This is a genomic window from Gordonia sp. OPL2, assembly GCF_003797825.1.
GTDB lineage: Bacteria > Actinomycetota > Actinomycetes > Mycobacteriales > Mycobacteriaceae > Gordonia.
On sequence record NZ_RKME01000016.1, the window covers coordinates 16,883 to 32,174 of the forward strand.

Below are 15,292 nucleotides of genomic sequence, written 5' to 3' on the forward strand. Positions count from 1 at the left end.
GCGTCACGAAGGGCCGGGACCAAATCGGGGGGACCCGTTGTTGGAAGGGGTGTCGCCGCAGCCAGCGGCGCCGAAGGAGGAAACGTGAGCAACGAGTACCGCAAGACCGACGAGGCCGTCCGCGGTCTCACCGACGCGCAGTACCGCGTCACCCAGAAGGACGGCACCGAGCCTGCCTTCCACAACGAGTACTGGGACAACCACGAGCCGGGCATCTACGTCGATGTCGTCTCTGGGCAACCCCTGTTCTCCTCGACCGACAAGTACGACAGCGGGACGGGATGGCCGAGCTTCACCCGTCCGATCGATTCCGATGCGGTGACCACGAAGTCCGACCGGACGCTGTGGATGCGCCGCACCGAGGTCCGCTCGTCGGGGGCCGACAGCCACCTCGGCCACGTGTTCGGCGACGGACCGCGAGAGGCCGGTGGACAGCGCTTCTGCATGAATTCGTCTGCGCTGCGGTTCATTCCGGCGGCCGATCTCGAGGCGGAGGGCTACGGCACCTACCGCACGCTGTTCGACACCACCGACGATCAGACCGACACCACGACCGAGAAGGATGCCTCATGACGACCGACACCGGACAGATCACTCGACGCCCCGGCACCGAGACCGCGGTCCTTGCCGGCGGGTGCTTCTGGGGAATGGAAGACCTCATCCGACGACAGCCCGGCGTGCTCGACACCCGGGTCGGATACACCGGCGGGTCCAACGATCACGCCACCTACCGCAACCATCCCGGTCACGCGGAGGCCGTCGAGATCGTGTTCGACCCGACGCAGACGTCGTACCGCGACATCCTGGCGTTCTTCTTCCAGATCCACGACCCCAGCACCAAGGATCGTCAGGGCAACGACATCGGCACCAGCTATCGGTCGGCGATCTTCCCGCTGACACCTGAGCAGGAGACCGTCGCGCGCGACACCATCGCCGACGTCGACGCGTCGGGTCTGTGGCCGGGCAAGGCGGTGACGACGATCGAGCCCGCCGGACCCTTCTGGGAGGCCGAGCCCGAGCACCAGGACTACCTGCTCAACTTCCCGAACGGGTACACCTGTCACTTCCCGCGGGCCGGCTGGGTCCTGCCGAAGCGCGAGGACGCCACTCGGTGACGATCGGCTCGCCGCCCCAGATCGGCGGCGGCGAGCACCCCGACTGCTTGTCGGGTGGGGGAGCCTGCCCGACGAGCGTTCAGGGCACCGGCGTAGGTGCCAGACTGTTCCCCCGCGGGATGGTGGCGCAGTTGCTACGCGTCGGTACATCGCCGAATCGCTCTGCCAGATACTGGAATGCCTGTGGCTCGAAGGCGGCGAACGCCTGCTGGTGTTTCAGGCCGTCGTACTGGGCGTAGGTGACATCGACTCCACGCGAACAGTATTTGTGCGCCAGCCCGATGACGTCGCCGGTGATCATCAGGGTGTCGCCGATGGCGTTGTAGTGGCCGACGGCCAGGAACAGGGGCGCGCGCGGCGTGCCCTGACTGCCCATGATGTTGTCGTTGATGGCACGCACCACCTGCGGGACGTCGAGCAGACCCGTGTAGGGCCTCCGGACCATGTCGGCACTGGTGAGTCCCGGGTATTTCGAGGCGAATTGGGAGATGCACAGGGCGCTCACCTGCTGCGCGGTCTGCTCACCTCGGGGAGACAGGAAGCTCGATGTGTCGAGTGCGTAGGTGCGCCGATAGGCGACGATCAGCGCCGGGATCACACCGGCCCAGTCGGGGCTGCCGTTGATGTAGGGCAGGTTGTGTGCGAGGTCGACGGGCAGACCGCCGGCGGCCACGCCGATGATGCGGAGTTCCGGAGCGTACTTCGGGGCGATCTCTGCGCCCCACTGCGTCGGGATCGAGCCGCCGGAGTAGCCGACGAGTCCGACCGGCGTCGACGTCGGTAGTCGGAGAAAGCGTTGGGCGGCACGGATTCCGTCGAGTGCGGCGTAACCGGACTGACGTCCGATCGTCCACTCCAGCTTCTCACCTTCGTAGTCGGGCACCACCACCGTGTAGCCGGCAGCGAGATAGCCTGCGATGACACCTTGTTCGGCGGTTGCGGTGCCGTTGGTGTAACCACCGGACAGCGTGTACGACGGATCGCACTGGGAACCGAGGGCGTCGTAGGCCATGTGGTACGAGACGAGCTTCGTCGGTCCCGGCGTAAGGGGTCGCAGGACCGTCGCGACGGTCGCCACACCCCGGCCGAACTGATCCGTCGTCCGGTAGAGGACCTGGCTGCCCGTGATCGGCGTGGTCAGCGTCGGCGTGCGGAACGACATGGGCCGCGACCGCAGCACCGTGCCCGGCGCGGTGCCGGTCAGCGAACCGCCGAAGCGGTAGAACGGATCGGCCGACGGTACGGGTGAACCCGGACCCGGATCCGCCCGGGACTCGGGCACATTCGCGGCGACGATCGCGGTCGTGACGAGGAGAACGGCGACGATGACGCGACGTATCCCGACGCGGAGGGCCGATGGCATACGGCAATTCAATCATCGTCGGTCACCGATGGCGGCCACTTCTCGCGGAGTTCTGCGACAGCAGGGTGGCCGTGTCGCACGATCGGTCGTATGGTGGGGAGATGAGCGAATCGAACAAGAGTTCGACGACCGGTGACGAGGACGTCCTCGGTGCCGGCGCCGGCAACACGACCGAGAAGGATCCCGACGACTGGGTCACCGGCGATGAGCCGATGACCGGTGCGCAGCGCAGCTATCTCGACACCCTCGCACGAGACGCGGGTGAGACGCTGTCGGCAGACCTGACCAAGGCCGAGGCCTCCGAGGAGATCGAACGCCTGCAGGCCAAGAGCGGCCGGGGCTGACCGACGCCTCAGATCACCGGCGTTTGGCGAGCCGGCGAGCAGTCCGGCGGCCGCCCCAGTGTCGGCGCCGGCGTGCGCGGCGCACCGCGGCGGCCCAGGCGATGCGGGACAGTGCGGCGGATTCTCGGATCAGCGTGCTGGGTTCGTTGGCAATGAGGTCGACCGCTTCGCGGCCTGCGATGGCTGCGACGTGTCGTTTCGTCGCGGCGTCGGCCTTGTCCGTGCTCCCGCAGTCGTAGGGCGGCTGAGGGTCGTATTCGATCATCAGCTGTGCCGCGCGGGCGATGTCGTCGCCGGCGACCTTGCCCACGAGCCACAACGCGGTGTCGATTCCGGCAGACACTCCGGCCCCGGTCACGATCTTGCCGTGGTGCACGATTCGTCGATCGGATACCGGCAGGGCACCGTACGCCTCGAGTGCGGCCATTGCCGACCAGTGGCTCGTGGCCGGTACCCCGTCGAGAATCCCCGCGGCCGCCAGGATGACGGAGCCGGTGCACACCGACGCAGTCCAGAGCGTGGTCGCATGTACTCGGCGCAGCCAGTCGAGGACCCGCTCGTCCTCGGCGATCGTGGCGGTGGCCGTGCCCGATCCGCCGATCAGGATGATGTCCGGCACCGGTGTCTCGTCGAAGGTGTGGGTCGCGGCCAGCACGAAGACGCCGCTGTCGGCGGTCACCGGTCCCTGGTCTGTCCAGACGAACCGGAGTTCGGCGCCGGGAATGAAGCGCAGCACCTCATAGGGTCCGACGATGTCCAGGGCGGTCATGCCCGGATAGACGACGATGGCGATCTGCATGGTGGTCTCCCCTTATGAAGCGTCAGATGAGTTCTGGGATGTCTGGGCGATCTGGAAGTGCTGGCGGTAGCGGCCGGGTGTGGTGTGGACGCGGCGGGTGAACGCCCGATGCAAAGTCTCCGGCCGAGAGAACCCGACGCGCTCGGCGACTGCAGGGATGAGGAGATCGGTCGTCGCGAGCAGTGTCTTCGCCGCTTCGACGCGCAGTGCCTCGACGAGAGTCGCGGGGGTGACCCCGACCTCGCGGCGGAACACCCGGGCGAAGTTGCGTGGACTCATGTCGACGCGCGCCGCCAAACGCTCGATCGTCAGATCCTCGGCCAGATGATCGGGAAGCCACCGCTGCAGCTCGACCAGCGCCGGTGTTCTCGCGGGTGGATTTCGCAGGTGCACACTGAATTGCGATTGCCCGCCGGTTCTGCGAAGGAACACGACCAGCCAGCCCGCGACGGCGTGAGCGAGGTCGGCGCCGTGGTCGGACTCCACGAGCGCCAGAGCGAGGTCGATGCCGGCCGTGACGCCCGCCGACGTCCAGCGATCGCGGTCGTGGACATAGATCGCGTCGGCGTCGACGTCGATCCGTGGATTCTCGGCGCGCAACGATTCGCACGCTGCCCAGTGAGTCGTCGCGCGGTAACCGTCGAGCAACCCCGCCCGTGAGAGCAGAACCGCGCCGGAGCACACCGATGTGGTGCGGCGTGCTCGCGCCGCGAGTTGTCGGAGATCGCCGAGAGTCGATGAATGATCCTCGGCGAATCGATAGACGCTCACGCCGCCGACGACGAGCAACGTGTCGATGTCCCCGCATTCGGCCGCAGCCCGGAACGACGTGTCAACACCGACGGTGATGCCGCTCTCCGATCGCACCGGGTGGCCGTCGTGCGACGCGAGGACGGTGCGGTACCCGGGTCCGCCGCCGAGCAGCGTGGCCGCCTGGAACACATCCGTCGGTCCGGCCACATCGAGCAGGGCGCAGCCGTCGAAAACGACCACGACCACCACACGGGACGAACCGACGACGTGCACACGATGATCGTCGTCGGACATCGAGGTGTCCGCAAGGACAAGGTTCTGACGATTTCGGCCATCACCAGGGTTCAAGCGGACGCGAAAACGCCGCCACCCGGGGTGGGAGTGGCGGCGTTCGCTCGAGGAAGGCGGTCGGCGTCAGTTCACGCCGACGACCTCCTTCGCGATCTCGGACAAGCGGGTCTCCGCTGCCGAGACGATGCGCTGGCGGTTCTTGTGCGTCTCCTCGTAGGCGAGCACGGTGCGGATGTCGGCGGGCTCGGTGAGGTCCTTCAGCGCGGCGGTCGCCTGGGTGACGTTGAGCTCTGCGTAGTCCTCGATGGGCAGTTCCTCGGGCTCGACGATCCCGGCGGCCTCGCGGACCTGATGGATGCCGTCGGCGACGCTCGATGCGCCGCTGTCGCGGGCGCTGTCCTCGACCGCCTCGAGTGCCGCGTCGCGACCCGCGGCGACGGTCCGTGCGGTCGTCTCACCGACGCTGACCACCGACTCTCCCGCGCGAGAGGCCGTGTCGGCGACCTCGTCGACGGCCTTGCCGACACGATCCCGCAGATCGTCGACGGCTGCCGGTGTCCGGCGGACCGCCTGCGCCACCCGGTCGATCCCTCGGGATGTCGCGATGGCGGGGAAGGTCAGGGCGCGTGCCGCCACGCCGCTGGCCCACTGGGACGGGCTGCGCCGCAACGCCGTCGGGCCGCCGAGGGCCTCCTCGGCGAGAACGGTGGTGATCCACTCGACCGTCTCGGTGTGGGCGTCGATGAGCCGGTCGGCCAGCGCCACCAGTTCGGTGTCCTTCTGACCGGTCGCGAGGGCCTTCAGATACATCGCACGTCCGGCGAGCTGCTGCTCGAGCGCGAGGTCACCGAGCAGCGCCTCGTCGAGTGGCTGTGTCTGTTCGGCCAAGCTCTTCACGGCGGCCCCGACGCGACCGATGATCGGGCGGACGACGTCGACGAGGCCGTCGCGGTCGCGCAACGCCTTTTCGATGTCGTGCGCGCGAGCGCGCCCCTTGTCCGCATTGCCGGCGAGTTCGTCGCGGATGGCGTCGGTGCGTGCCTGTCCCTGACGGATCTCTGCCGTCTGGATCTCGACATTGGTCAGCGCGAGAATCGCGCGAAGCTGTTGATGGATGGTGGTGGTGGAAATCGTCATCGGGAATCGCTCCCTTCGTAGACGGTCTGGCTTCCTACGCCCACAGCGTGCCCGCCACGACGACACTCAAACACCGTGTGCTGGAATTCCTGGGCTTATCGTTGAGAAAGGCTGTCGGAGTGCGACTTTGGCGATCTGTGTCGTGTGTCACACGCAAACCCCGCGTGTCGGCCGAGGTGGGTCCGTGCACGACGAGACCGCCCCACACTGATCGGTGCGGCGGTCTCGTCGTGTGAGAGGGACGGCCTCAGGCAGTGCGCCTCTCGGCGAGTGGCCGCTCGTAGCGGCGAATGAGGTGGGGCCCGGGGGCAGAGATCCCGAGGCCGTCGCGTGATTCAACCGGCTCGGTGCGGGATCTATTCCTCCCTGTGCGGACAGGAGCCGCGAGTCCGCCGGGGCACACCGGTCAGCACTGACCGCTACGCTGACCGCATGCGATGCGTGGTCGTGGGTGGGGGACTGGCCGGGCTGGCTTCGGCGGTGTGGCTCTCGGAGGCCGGTCAACAGGTGACGTTGCTGGAACGGAGAGGGTCGTTGGGTGGCAGGACGATCTCGATGCCGCTGGCCGCCGTCGACGACGTACCCGACAACGGTCAGCATGTTTTCGCCAGCGGATACCAGCACCTCATGCGCTACCTCGACAGTGTCGGAACGCGCGAGCACGTGGCCTTTCCCGGTCATATGACGATCCGTCTGCCGGGTGGCGACAGCCGACGGTCGGCATTCGGCGGTGTGGCCGGACTTCGCGCCGCACTCGGTGATCTGCCGGATGTCACCGGCCTCGATCGCCTACGGACCGCGCGGGCGCAGGTCACATTGATCCGTCAGGCGCTGAGGCAACCCGACTGGCTCGACGACGTCACCGCGGACGAATGGTTTCGCCGGATCGGGATGCCGCAGACCGCGCGGGACGCGCTGTGGGACGGCATCGTGATCGGACTGACCGGCGACAAGCCCGACATCTCGTCGGCGAAAGTGCCGGCCGACCTGTTGGTCACGGGAATCCGCCGTGCGCGGGAGACGAAGACGCCGATCTCGATCGGCTACCCGACCGTCGACCTGGACACGCTGTTCATCACGGGAGCCGAAAAGACCTTCGCCGACTCCGGTGTCGAGATCCGGCATCGAGCCGTCGTGTCATCGATCGACGTCGTCGACGGCGCAGTGGCCGGAGTGACGCTGGCCGACGGAGGGCACGTCCCGGCGGACGCGGTGATCTGCGCGGTCCCCGTGTGGAACGTGCGCGGGCTCCTCGATCAGGTGCCCGGCCACGACCGGATCTACGCGGCCTGCGACACCCTGACGCCGGTGCCGATCGTCAGTGTCAATCTCTACCTCGACCGGTCCATCGGGATGTCGGATTGGGGCGAGATCCTGCACGGCGGCGAAGGGGTCCTCGAACAGGTGTGGGATCGCCAGCGCATGCACGGTCGAGACTCGAGCGAGAACCACCTCTATTCGACGACCGTGTCAGCGGCCTACGAGCTCACGACGAAGTCCAACGCCGAGATCATCGACGAACAGATGGCGATGTTGCGGCGCTACTATCCGCGGGCCGCGGATGCACAGGTGATCCACGGCCACGTCGTCCGGATGCCGAAATCCACCTTCGCCCAACGTCCCGGCACGGCCGGAATCCGTCCGGACCAACGCACCGCGGTCCGTGGCCTCGCGCTCGCCGGTGACTGGACCCGCACCGACTGGACCACGACGATGGAAGGCGCTTGCCAGAGCGCCTCCCGCGCGGTCGACGTGATCGTGGAGTACGCGAAGTCTCGGTAAGGCACGGTCAGTGTGGGCACGGCTCTGTCCGGCGCAGTCTCAGTAGGGCACCACCACAAACCTCAGTAGGGCACCACCAAGAACGCGAGCACCATCACCTGCGGGATGAGTGCGCCGACGATGTCGATGGCGATCGGCCAGCGCCGAGTGCTCCGGATCGGGTCGTCGAGGATGTCGAGAACGTCGACGATCCGGATCGGATCGGCGGGTGCGGTGATGGTCATCGGGACTCCTGGGCGGGATCGTTGGTCTCGATCCACACAGTGCTGCCCAGGACTTGGAGCCCACTTGGTGTCCTGCTGAACCCCAGGTCACACCGGTGATCAGTGTTGCTGCTGGGTGATGTCCGTCCCGCGCGGCGTGATGGCGAACACCGCCGCCGCGACCGCGAGGAGGACGATCCCGCCGATCAGACTCGTCGTCTCCAAGGACTCGGTGAACGCCTCCGCGGACCGGTGGGCCAGTTCCACGGATCCGGTCTCCTGCGCGATGCCCATCGCCGATCCCAACGATTCGCCCGCCGCGTGCGCGAGTTCGCCGTCGACGCCGGGAAGGGGAGTCGAGGAGAGCGTTGATCGATAGAGCACCGATGCGATGCTGCCGAGAATCGCGACGCCGAGGACGTTTCCGAGGTCGTAGGCGGTCTCCTCCAGGGCGGCCGCGTTCCCTGCTTTGGCGTCGGGCGTTCCGGCCATGATCATCGCCGAGGCGATCGCCAACGATCCGATCCCGAACCCGACGAGCGCCTGCGCCGCCGCGATGAGACCGAACGGGATCGTCTCCGATCCGAGGTACAGCGACGCCATCCCGAGTCCCGCGACGGCGATCCCTCCCGCGAGCACCCGTCGGGCACCGATCCGGCGGGCCAGCGGCGCCGCGATCACCGACGACACCATGGCGGCACCGGCGATCGGCAACAGCCGGATGCCGGCCTGGATCGGGGTGTGGCCCTCGACGAGCTGCAGCCACTGGGCGAGCAACAGCAGGGCCGCGGCCAGCGCGAACATCGATCCGAGCGCGGCCAGGATGCCGGCGCTGAACGGCCGACGACGGAACAGTCGCACATCGAGAAGGGCGTCGGTGCGACGCAGGCATCGGCGGACGAAGACCGCCAGTACGGCCACCGCCGCCAGCAGCGCCAGCCAGGCGACCGGCGCGGTGAGGTCGGACTCCTTGGCGAACCGCTTGATCGACCACACCAGCAACACCATGCCCGTGATCGACAGGATCGCGCCGACGACGTCCCAGCGGGCCGGTGACGGATGCCTGGACTCCGGCAGGATCAGCCAGCCGGCGAGCAACGCCAGCGCCATCAGCGGAACGTTCACCAGAAACGCTGCGCGCCAGGAGAAGTACTCGAGGAGAACCCCGCCGGCGATCGGGCCGACCGCGGCGCCGAGGCCCGACACCGCGGCCCAGAGCCCCAGGGCGGTGGCGCGTTCGGCCGGGTCGGTGAACACGCTGCGCAGCAGAGACAGTGTGTTGGGCATGATCATCGCGCCGCCGATGCCGAGCAACGCGCGCACCGCGATCACCTCCCCGGGCGAATCCGCGACGAGGACGAGCGCAGACGCACCGCCGAACATGGCGAAACCGGTGAGCAGCATGCGCTTTCGACCCCACCGGTCGCCGAGAGAGCTCATCGACAACAACAGGCCGGCGAGGACCAGCGAGTAGATGTCGACGATCCAGAGCTGCTGGTCCGCGGTGGGGCGGAGGTCGCGCGCGAGGTCGGGGAGGGCGACGTTGAGGATGGTGAGGTCGACGGTGATGACCAGCAGGCTCGCCGACAGCACGGCGGCCGACGCCCAGCGCCGTCGATACGAGTAGCCGGTGTCGGGTGCGCTCGTCGTCGTCATCGGTCATCTCCTGGTTCGGTGAGCGCGGCCAAGGCCGTGGTGAGGTCGTCGACGTCCATCGGCGTGCCGTACAGCAGTGCATGCATGGAGACGCCGTCGGCGAACGCGGTCACGGCACGGGCCGCGCGTGCGCCGACGTGGGGCGAGAGGAGGGCGACCATGCCGTCCGACCAGCGCACCGCGAGGGGCCGCAGCTTCGGATCGACCGCGGCTGCCGAGATGAGGGCCATGTCGGCGCGGATCAGATGGTCTTGGGAGATGTAGTCGTGGAGGGCTCGGGCGAAGACGGCGGGAACCGGTCCGTGCTCGGCGAGGGTGTCGGACACCTCGGCGAGTCCGACGTCGATGTCGTGGGCGAGGTGTGCCAGCGCAGCGTCGCGCAGGTCGTCGAGGGTGGCGAAGTACTGCGTCGTCGATCCGAGCGGGACCTCCGCGCGATGTGCCACCAGCCGATGGGTGAGCCCGGCCGACCCGACCTCGAGGATCAGGGCGGCCGCGGCCTCGACAATCGTCCGGCGACGTTCCTCCGGGTTGCGGCGACGGGGTCGCGGCGTGTCCGACATGCTCATCCTCTCCTGTACATATGTACATGTACAAATGTACATCAAGGCGGCGCGATGTCGAGAAATCGGTCGCGATCAACGAAAGTCGCTCGCCCACAACAGTTGTTGCAATCGTCTGGGACGGTTGACCCGGTACCGTCGGCGATGTCAGAGTCGAATGCGGCGCTGTGAGAGCGACAACAGCGTTGCCATCCCCGCGGTCGTTATCCTCGGCGAGGATCTCGGCCCTTGAGGTCGAGGTCAGGACGCGTGAACACACAGTCGGTACGAGAAGATCAGGGATTCGGGGATTCATGAGATTCGGTTTCGCCATGCATGGGAGTCGTGGAGACGTCCAGCCCGGTGTCGCGGTCGCGCAGGCGCTCGCCGACCGCGGGCACGAGGTCACGGTCGCGGCACCCGAGGACATCGTGCCGGCAGTCGCACGAACCGGGTTGTCGGCGCGGGTGTTGTGCCCGGACAATTCGGAGTTGCTGCGCAGTCCGCTGGTGAAGCAACGCCTCAAGAGCAAGAACCCGTCGGTGCGGCTCAAGGCCCTCTCGGAGATCTCCGCATTCGGCGCGGACACCTCCGAGCAGGTGATGGGTGAGCTCGCGCAGGATGCCGATGTCCTCGTGACCGGACTGCTCGCGCAAGAACGTGCGGCCACGGTCGCCGAGGGCAACGACACTGCCTTCGTGCCGCTGCACTACTGCCCGATCCGGTCGAACGAGACGGTCGATGTCTTCGGGGCGCCGCGCTGGGCCCGCCGGGCGCTGTGGGCCATCGGCGACCACGTGAACTGGTGGACCGTCCGCGGCCGCGACAGCGACCTGCGCAGACGTCTCGGCCTGGCACCTGCCGGACAGCCATTGCCGCAACGACTTCACGCCGCGGGCACGCCGGAGGTCCAGGCCTACGACCCGGCACTGTTCCCGGGGCTGCCGAACGAGTGGGGACCCACCCGACCGTTCACCGGGGCGTTGCTGCCCGACGCGGGCACCCGTCGTCGTTTCAACGGCGACGACGGCCGGGCGACCGAGGCGGCGATCGTCTGGGCCGATGCGGGGCGCCCGCCGGTGTACGTCGGATTCGGCAGCATGCCTGTCGAGGCCGGCCGGATCGACGGGATCGTCGGTTCGCTGATCGGCTTCGGGCTGCGCGTCATCGCCCATACCTCGCAGGAGATCACCGCGCGCGACGACGTCCTGCACGTCGCCGACGCCCTCGACCATGAACAGCTCCTGCCGCACTGCCGTGGCGCAGTGCACCACGGCGGTGCCGGCACCACGGCGGCCGTCGCCCGCGCCGGGATCCCCGCCGTCGTCGGCTGGATCAGTGCCGACCAACCGATGTGGACGGCGGCGCTGCGGCAACTCGGCGTCGGCGATGGCCGCCGGCTGCGGCTGCTGGGTGCCAACGACCTGGCGATCCTGCTCGACGACGACGTGGCGGACGCCGCGGCCGCACTCGCCACCACCCTGACCCCGCCGGACGTCGCAGTCGCACGCGCGTGCGACGTGCTGGAGGCGGCGGCGAGCTGACCGTCGGCCGACTGCGCAGTGATCGGCGCGGGGTTTCTGCGGCCCGTGTCGATCGACCTCGGCCGATCGCGACGCGGGGCTAGGCTGGACTGTGTGGTGAGACCTGCATCACACAACCGATCGAGGGCACACCGTGCGATCGAGGTGACAGGAGATGGGCGAGCACGATCCGCAGACGACCCAGCGTGATGTCGCGCCCGACATCGCCGCAGAACTCGTGGCCGCGGGATTCGCCGATCCGGAACTGATCGGGCACGGCGGATTCGGCGCCGTCTACCGCTGTACCCAGCCCGGACTCGATAGGGCCGTGGCCGTCAAGGTCCTCACCGATCACCTGGATGAGGAGAACCTCGAGCGGTTCGTCCGGGAACAGCGTGCGATGGGCAGGTTGTCCGGCCATCCCCACATCGTGAACATCCTCGAGGTCGGTGCGACACCGGGTGGCCATCCGTTCATCGTCATGCAGTATCACCCGCACGACTCGCTGGACGCGCGCATCCGCAAGCACGGACCACTGGCTTGGCAGGACGTGGTCCGGCTGGGGGTGAAGGTGTCCGGTGCACTCGAGACGGCACACCGATCCGGCACGTTGCATCGCGATGTGAAGCCGGGGAACATCCTGCTCACCGAGTACGGTGAACCGCAGCTGACCGACTTCGGGATAGCCCGGATCTCGGGCGGATTCGAGACCGACGCCGATCTGGTCACCGGGTCACCGGCGTTCACCGCACCCGAGTTGTTGACCGGTTCGGTCCCGTCCGTCGCCTCCGACATCTACGGGCTCGGGGCGACCCTGTTCTGTGCGCTGACCGGGCACGCCGCTTTTGAACGACGCAGTGGAGAGCAAGTCGTGGCGCACTTCCTCCGGGTCGCGGCCGAGCCGGTGCCGGATCTCGGTGAGGCCGGTATCCCCGCACCGTTGTCGCACGCGGTGGAATGGGCGATGTCGCGTGAGCCCGGCGATCGCCCGACGACAGTGGCCGACTACGGGGAGGCGCTGCGCGACGTCCAGCGCCGGCTCGGTGTCGCCGTCGACGAGATGGCGCTGCCGCTCGCCGGGTCCGACGACCCGGTCGCGACCGTCACCGAGCGGCGCGTCCGATCCGGCGTCACCACCGCCCCGCCGACGCCGTCGACCAAGTTCCGTCCGCCGCTGCGCCCGAAGTCGCAGGTGCCGCGTTCGCGCCTGATGGACACGTTGCGTGCGGGCGAAGGACGGCGTCTCGTCCTCATCCACGCGCCCGCCGGATACGGGAAGACGACCGTCGCCACGCAGTGGGGCGAGGAACTGGTGCGCGACGGTGTGATCGTCGGATGGCTGACCGTCGACGCCGACGACAACGACCTCGCGAGATTCCTCGCCAACCTCGTCGAGGCGGTCCGACGGGTCGATCCCGTGGTCGTCGGCGACCTCGCCGACATGCTCGAGGAGCACGGCGCACGTGCGGATCAGTATGTGCTGACGACATTGATCAACGAGATCCACTCGCGGCACCAACGGGTGGCGCTGATCGTCGACGACTGGCACCGCGTCACCGACCCGGCGTCTCTCGCCGCGATGGACTTCCTGTTGGAACGCGGATGTCACCACCTGCAGATCATCGTCACCAGCCGCGCACGGTCCGGTCTGCCGGTCAGCCGGATGCGGGTGCGCGACGAGCTCGTCGAGATCGACATCGCCGGACTGTGTTTCGACGAGACCGAGGCACGGTCGTTCCTCGTCGACATCTCGGGTGTGGATCTCGATCGCGCCGAGGTGAACGAACTGTGGAACTCGACCGATGGATGGGTGGCCGCGCTGCAACTGGCCTGCCTCTCGTTGCGAGGATCGGACTCGCCGGCGGAACTGATCAGCCACATCTCCGGCCGACATCACGCGATCGGGGACTTCCTCGCGGAGAACGTGCTGTCCACGTTGGACTCCGATCTGCTGAACTTCCTGCTGGCCGTCGCACTGCCCGAACGGATCTGCGCCGGACTCGCCACAGCGCTCAGCGGTGAAGTACGCAGTCAGGCCATTCTGGAGGACATCGAGGAGCGAGACCTGTTCCTGCGCAGAGTAGATCAGGAAGGCGAGTGGTTCCGGTTCCATCCGCTGTTCCTGGACTTCCTCCGTCGACGGCTCGAACGCGATCAGCCGGAGTGGATCGTGTCCTCGCACCGCACGGCGTCGGAATGGTTCTCCGCCCGCGGCCTGCTCGACGAGGCGGTCGATCACGCCCTGGCCGCCGACGACACCGAGCGCGCGGTCGGCCTTGTCGAGGGCGGTGGCGGTCGGTTGATCGAGAACTCGCAGATGACGACGCTGCTCGGTCTCGTCGACAAGCTTCCGCCGGTGGCCGTCGTCACCAGTCCCCGGCTGCAACTGCTGATCGCCTGGGCGAATCTCCTTCTGCATCAGACCGATCGCGCGCACGCCGCGCTGGAGCGCGTCGACGTCGCCATCGACGACGGTCATCGGCTGTCGGAGTCGGAGGTCGCCGACATCCGGGTCGAGGCCGACGTCGCGGAGGCATGTACCCGGGCCACCGCGGACCGTCATCAACGCCTCGACGAACTCGTCGACGAATGTCTCTCCCGTCCAGATACATTGGCGCCTTTCGTGGTGTCGGCCGCGGCCAACGTCGCGACGATCAGCTCCACCTTCCGGTTCGACTTCGACAACGCGCACCGGTGGCAGGAGTGGGCGGCCCGCTATCACCAGCAGAACACCGGCCCGTACGGAGTCATGTACGGGCACGCCCTCGACGGCCTGGCCTCCTTCGAGCAGCTCGATCTCGACCGGGCCGAGGACTGCTTCCGCAATGCCCTGCGGGTCTCGGTGGGTGCTCGATCCGCCACCCGTTCGCAGGGTGCGCGCCTGGCCTGCGCCGTACTGGCCGAGGTGCTGTACGAGCGCGGTCAGCTCGAGGAGGCCACCACCCTGCTGGACGAGAGCTTCAAACTCGGTGCCGAGGAGGGGGTGATCGACATGATCAAGGCGCGCTACCTGATCGGAGCGCGACTGGCGCTGGCACGCGGGGACGTCGACATCGCAGCGGGGCTTCTCGACGACGGGATCGACGTCGCCGAGAGACTGCGTGCGCAGCGACTGCGTGCGTTCATCGAGACCGAGCAGGTCATCCAGGGGCTGCCCACGCGCAGGACCGTCGAGGCGAGGGTGCGTTTCGACGGACGATCCGCCGTCGGTACGGGGATCGCGGCCATCACCGCGCAGCTCGACGAGGAGACGGCGATGCGGTTACTCGCCCGCAGCGGCGCCGACTCCGGTTCGGACGAGCGGGATCTCGCGTGCCGGTGGGCGCGCGAGTGGGTCGAGCGACTCGAGGGGACCGGACGCGAGCGTGCCCGATTGCGCGCGGAGCGCGCACTGGCGGTGTGTCTGTCCGCCGCCGGGCACCGGACTGAGGCGCTGCGTCATGCCGGCAACGTCCTCGTCGTCTGTGCGCGGGTCGGCATGGTCCGCTACCCGACGGACGGGGGTGCCGTGTTCCGTTCACTGGTCACCGACATCCGGTCGGGAAGGTCAGGTGCGAACCCGGACTCGTCGCTGTTCGGCGTGCCCACCGACTTCCTCGATCGCGTCGTGCGGTCGCCGCGCTGACGACGTCCCTGTCCGTCGGGCGCTCACACCTGCGGGTTTGCCCCGTGATGCCATGGATGACAACCTCAGATGGGCGCCCCCGGCGGGGCGCACGACAATTCCACAGCGCACCGGCACGAGTGTCCTGCGCCGAGAGATCCCTTGCGGTTTTCGGTGTTT

The 15,292-nt window shown here is 68.0% G+C and carries 13 protein-coding genes; 6 read left to right on the forward strand and 7 right to left on the reverse strand.

Annotated features, from left to right (window positions below; all coding sequences use genetic code 11):
* The first annotated feature begins 84 nt into the window (after positions 1-84).
* Both msrB and msrA read left to right on the forward strand, forming a co-directional pair.
* Positions 85-573, forward strand: a complete 489-nt coding sequence (msrB, locus tag EEB19_RS15495; protein ID WP_187587819.1) for a peptide-methionine (R)-S-oxide reductase MsrB — start codon at positions 85-87, stop codon at positions 571-573.
* Entirely contained in the window at positions 570-1,115 is a 546-nt protein-coding gene (msrA, locus tag EEB19_RS15500) for a peptide-methionine (S)-S-oxide reductase MsrA (RefSeq protein WP_187587821.1), read from the forward strand. The genes msrB and msrA overlap by 4 nt, the downstream gene beginning before the upstream one ends.
* Before the next feature lie 79 nt (positions 1,116-1,194).
* Here msrA and EEB19_RS15505 read toward each other — a convergent pair whose 3' ends face one another.
* Positions 1,195-2,478 carry a lipase family protein gene (locus EEB19_RS15505; RefSeq protein WP_187587823.1) on the reverse strand — a complete coding sequence of 428 codons (1,284 nt, stop codon included), beginning with the start codon at positions 2,476-2,478 and terminating at the stop codon, positions 1,195-1,197.
* 101 nt (positions 2,479-2,579) lie between these two features.
* On the opposite strand from EEB19_RS15505, the gene EEB19_RS15510 reads away from it, so the two are divergent.
* Positions 2,580-2,822: a DUF3072 domain-containing protein gene (locus tag EEB19_RS15510; RefSeq protein ID WP_187587825.1), complete on the forward strand. Its 243-nt coding sequence runs from the start codon at positions 2,580-2,582 to the stop codon at positions 2,820-2,822.
* Between the two features lie 13 nt (positions 2,823-2,835).
* Here EEB19_RS15510 and EEB19_RS15515 read toward each other — a convergent pair whose 3' ends face one another.
* From EEB19_RS15515 to EEB19_RS15525, 3 genes are all read right to left on the reverse strand, one after another.
* Entirely contained in the window at positions 2,836-3,621 is a 786-nt protein-coding gene (locus EEB19_RS15515) for a DJ-1/PfpI family protein (protein ID WP_187587827.1), read from the reverse strand.
* 12 nt (positions 3,622-3,633) lie between these two features.
* Entirely contained in the window at positions 3,634-4,668 is a 1,035-nt protein-coding gene (locus EEB19_RS15520) for a GlxA family transcriptional regulator (protein WP_187587829.1), read from the reverse strand.
* A gap of 120 nt (positions 4,669-4,788) precedes the next feature.
* Positions 4,789-5,802, reverse strand: a complete 1,014-nt coding sequence (locus EEB19_RS15525; protein ID WP_187587831.1) for a ferritin-like domain-containing protein — start codon at positions 5,800-5,802, stop codon at positions 4,789-4,791.
* A gap of 432 nt (positions 5,803-6,234) precedes the next feature.
* Here EEB19_RS15525 and EEB19_RS15530 point away from each other — a divergent pair, with 432 nt between their 5' ends.
* Positions 6,235-7,584 (forward strand): FAD-dependent oxidoreductase, encoded by a 1,350-nt coding sequence (locus EEB19_RS15530; protein WP_187587833.1) that lies wholly within the window; start codon positions 6,235-6,237, stop codon positions 7,582-7,584.
* Between the two features lie 62 nt (positions 7,585-7,646).
* Here EEB19_RS15530 and EEB19_RS15535 read toward each other — a convergent pair whose 3' ends face one another.
* From EEB19_RS15535 to EEB19_RS15545, 3 genes are all read right to left on the reverse strand, one after another.
* Complete coding sequence (locus EEB19_RS15535; RefSeq protein ID WP_187587835.1) at positions 7,647-7,808, reverse strand: hypothetical protein; 162 nt, start codon at positions 7,806-7,808, stop codon at positions 7,647-7,649.
* Between the two features lie 99 nt (positions 7,809-7,907).
* On the reverse strand, positions 7,908-9,443 hold the full coding sequence (locus EEB19_RS15540; protein WP_187587837.1) for an MFS transporter: 1,536 nt from the start codon (positions 9,441-9,443) through the stop codon (positions 7,908-7,910).
* Positions 9,440-10,012 (reverse strand): TetR/AcrR family transcriptional regulator, encoded by a 573-nt coding sequence (locus EEB19_RS15545; protein ID WP_262365697.1) that lies wholly within the window; start codon positions 10,010-10,012, stop codon positions 9,440-9,442. Before EEB19_RS15545 ends, EEB19_RS15540 begins: the two co-directional genes overlap by 4 nt.
* Positions 10,013-10,299: 287 nt before the next feature.
* Here EEB19_RS15545 and EEB19_RS15550 point away from each other — a divergent pair, with 287 nt between their 5' ends.
* Positions 10,300-11,529 (forward strand): glycosyltransferase, encoded by a 1,230-nt coding sequence (locus EEB19_RS15550; RefSeq protein ID WP_187587839.1) that lies wholly within the window; start codon positions 10,300-10,302, stop codon positions 11,527-11,529.
* Between the two features lie 154 nt (positions 11,530-11,683).
* Entirely contained in the window at positions 11,684-15,133 is a 3,450-nt protein-coding gene (locus EEB19_RS15555) for a serine/threonine-protein kinase (protein ID WP_187587841.1), read from the forward strand.
* Positions 15,134-15,292: the final 159 nt, after the last annotated feature.

Bases quoted from the DNA above. Each gene is read 5' to 3' on its own strand.
- EEB19_RS15515 (WP_187587827.1), bottom strand. From the start codon at position 3,621: ATGCAGATCGCCATCGTCGTCTATCCGGGCATGACCGCCCTGGACATC.
- EEB19_RS15505 (WP_187587823.1), bottom strand. From the start codon at position 2,478: ATGCCATCGGCCCTCCGCGTCGGGATACGTCGCGTCATCGTCGCCGTT.
- EEB19_RS15520 (WP_187587829.1), bottom strand. From the start codon at position 4,668: ATGTCCGACGACGATCATCGTGTGCACGTCGTCGGTTCGTCCCGTGTG.
- EEB19_RS15540 (WP_187587837.1), bottom strand. From the start codon at position 9,443: ATGACGACGACGAGCGCACCCGACACCGGCTACTCGTATCGACGGCGC.
- EEB19_RS15555 (WP_187587841.1), top strand. From the start codon at position 11,684: ATGGGCGAGCACGATCCGCAGACGACCCAGCGTGATGTCGCGCCCGAC.
- EEB19_RS15510 (WP_187587825.1), top strand. From the start codon at position 2,580: ATGAGCGAATCGAACAAGAGTTCGACGACCGGTGACGAGGACGTCCTC.
- EEB19_RS15545 (WP_262365697.1), bottom strand. From the start codon at position 10,012: ATGAGCATGTCGGACACGCCGCGACCCCGTCGCCGCAACCCGGAGGAA.
- EEB19_RS15550 (WP_187587839.1), top strand. From the start codon at position 10,300: ATGAGATTCGGTTTCGCCATGCATGGGAGTCGTGGAGACGTCCAGCCC.
- EEB19_RS15525 (WP_187587831.1), bottom strand. From the start codon at position 5,802: ATGACGATTTCCACCACCACCATCCATCAACAGCTTCGCGCGATTCTC.
- msrA (WP_187587821.1), top strand. From the start codon at position 570: ATGACGACCGACACCGGACAGATCACTCGACGCCCCGGCACCGAGACC.
- EEB19_RS15535 (WP_187587835.1), bottom strand. From the start codon at position 7,808: ATGACCATCACCGCACCCGCCGATCCGATCCGGATCGTCGACGTTCTC.
- EEB19_RS15530 (WP_187587833.1), top strand. From the start codon at position 6,235: ATGCGATGCGTGGTCGTGGGTGGGGGACTGGCCGGGCTGGCTTCGGCG.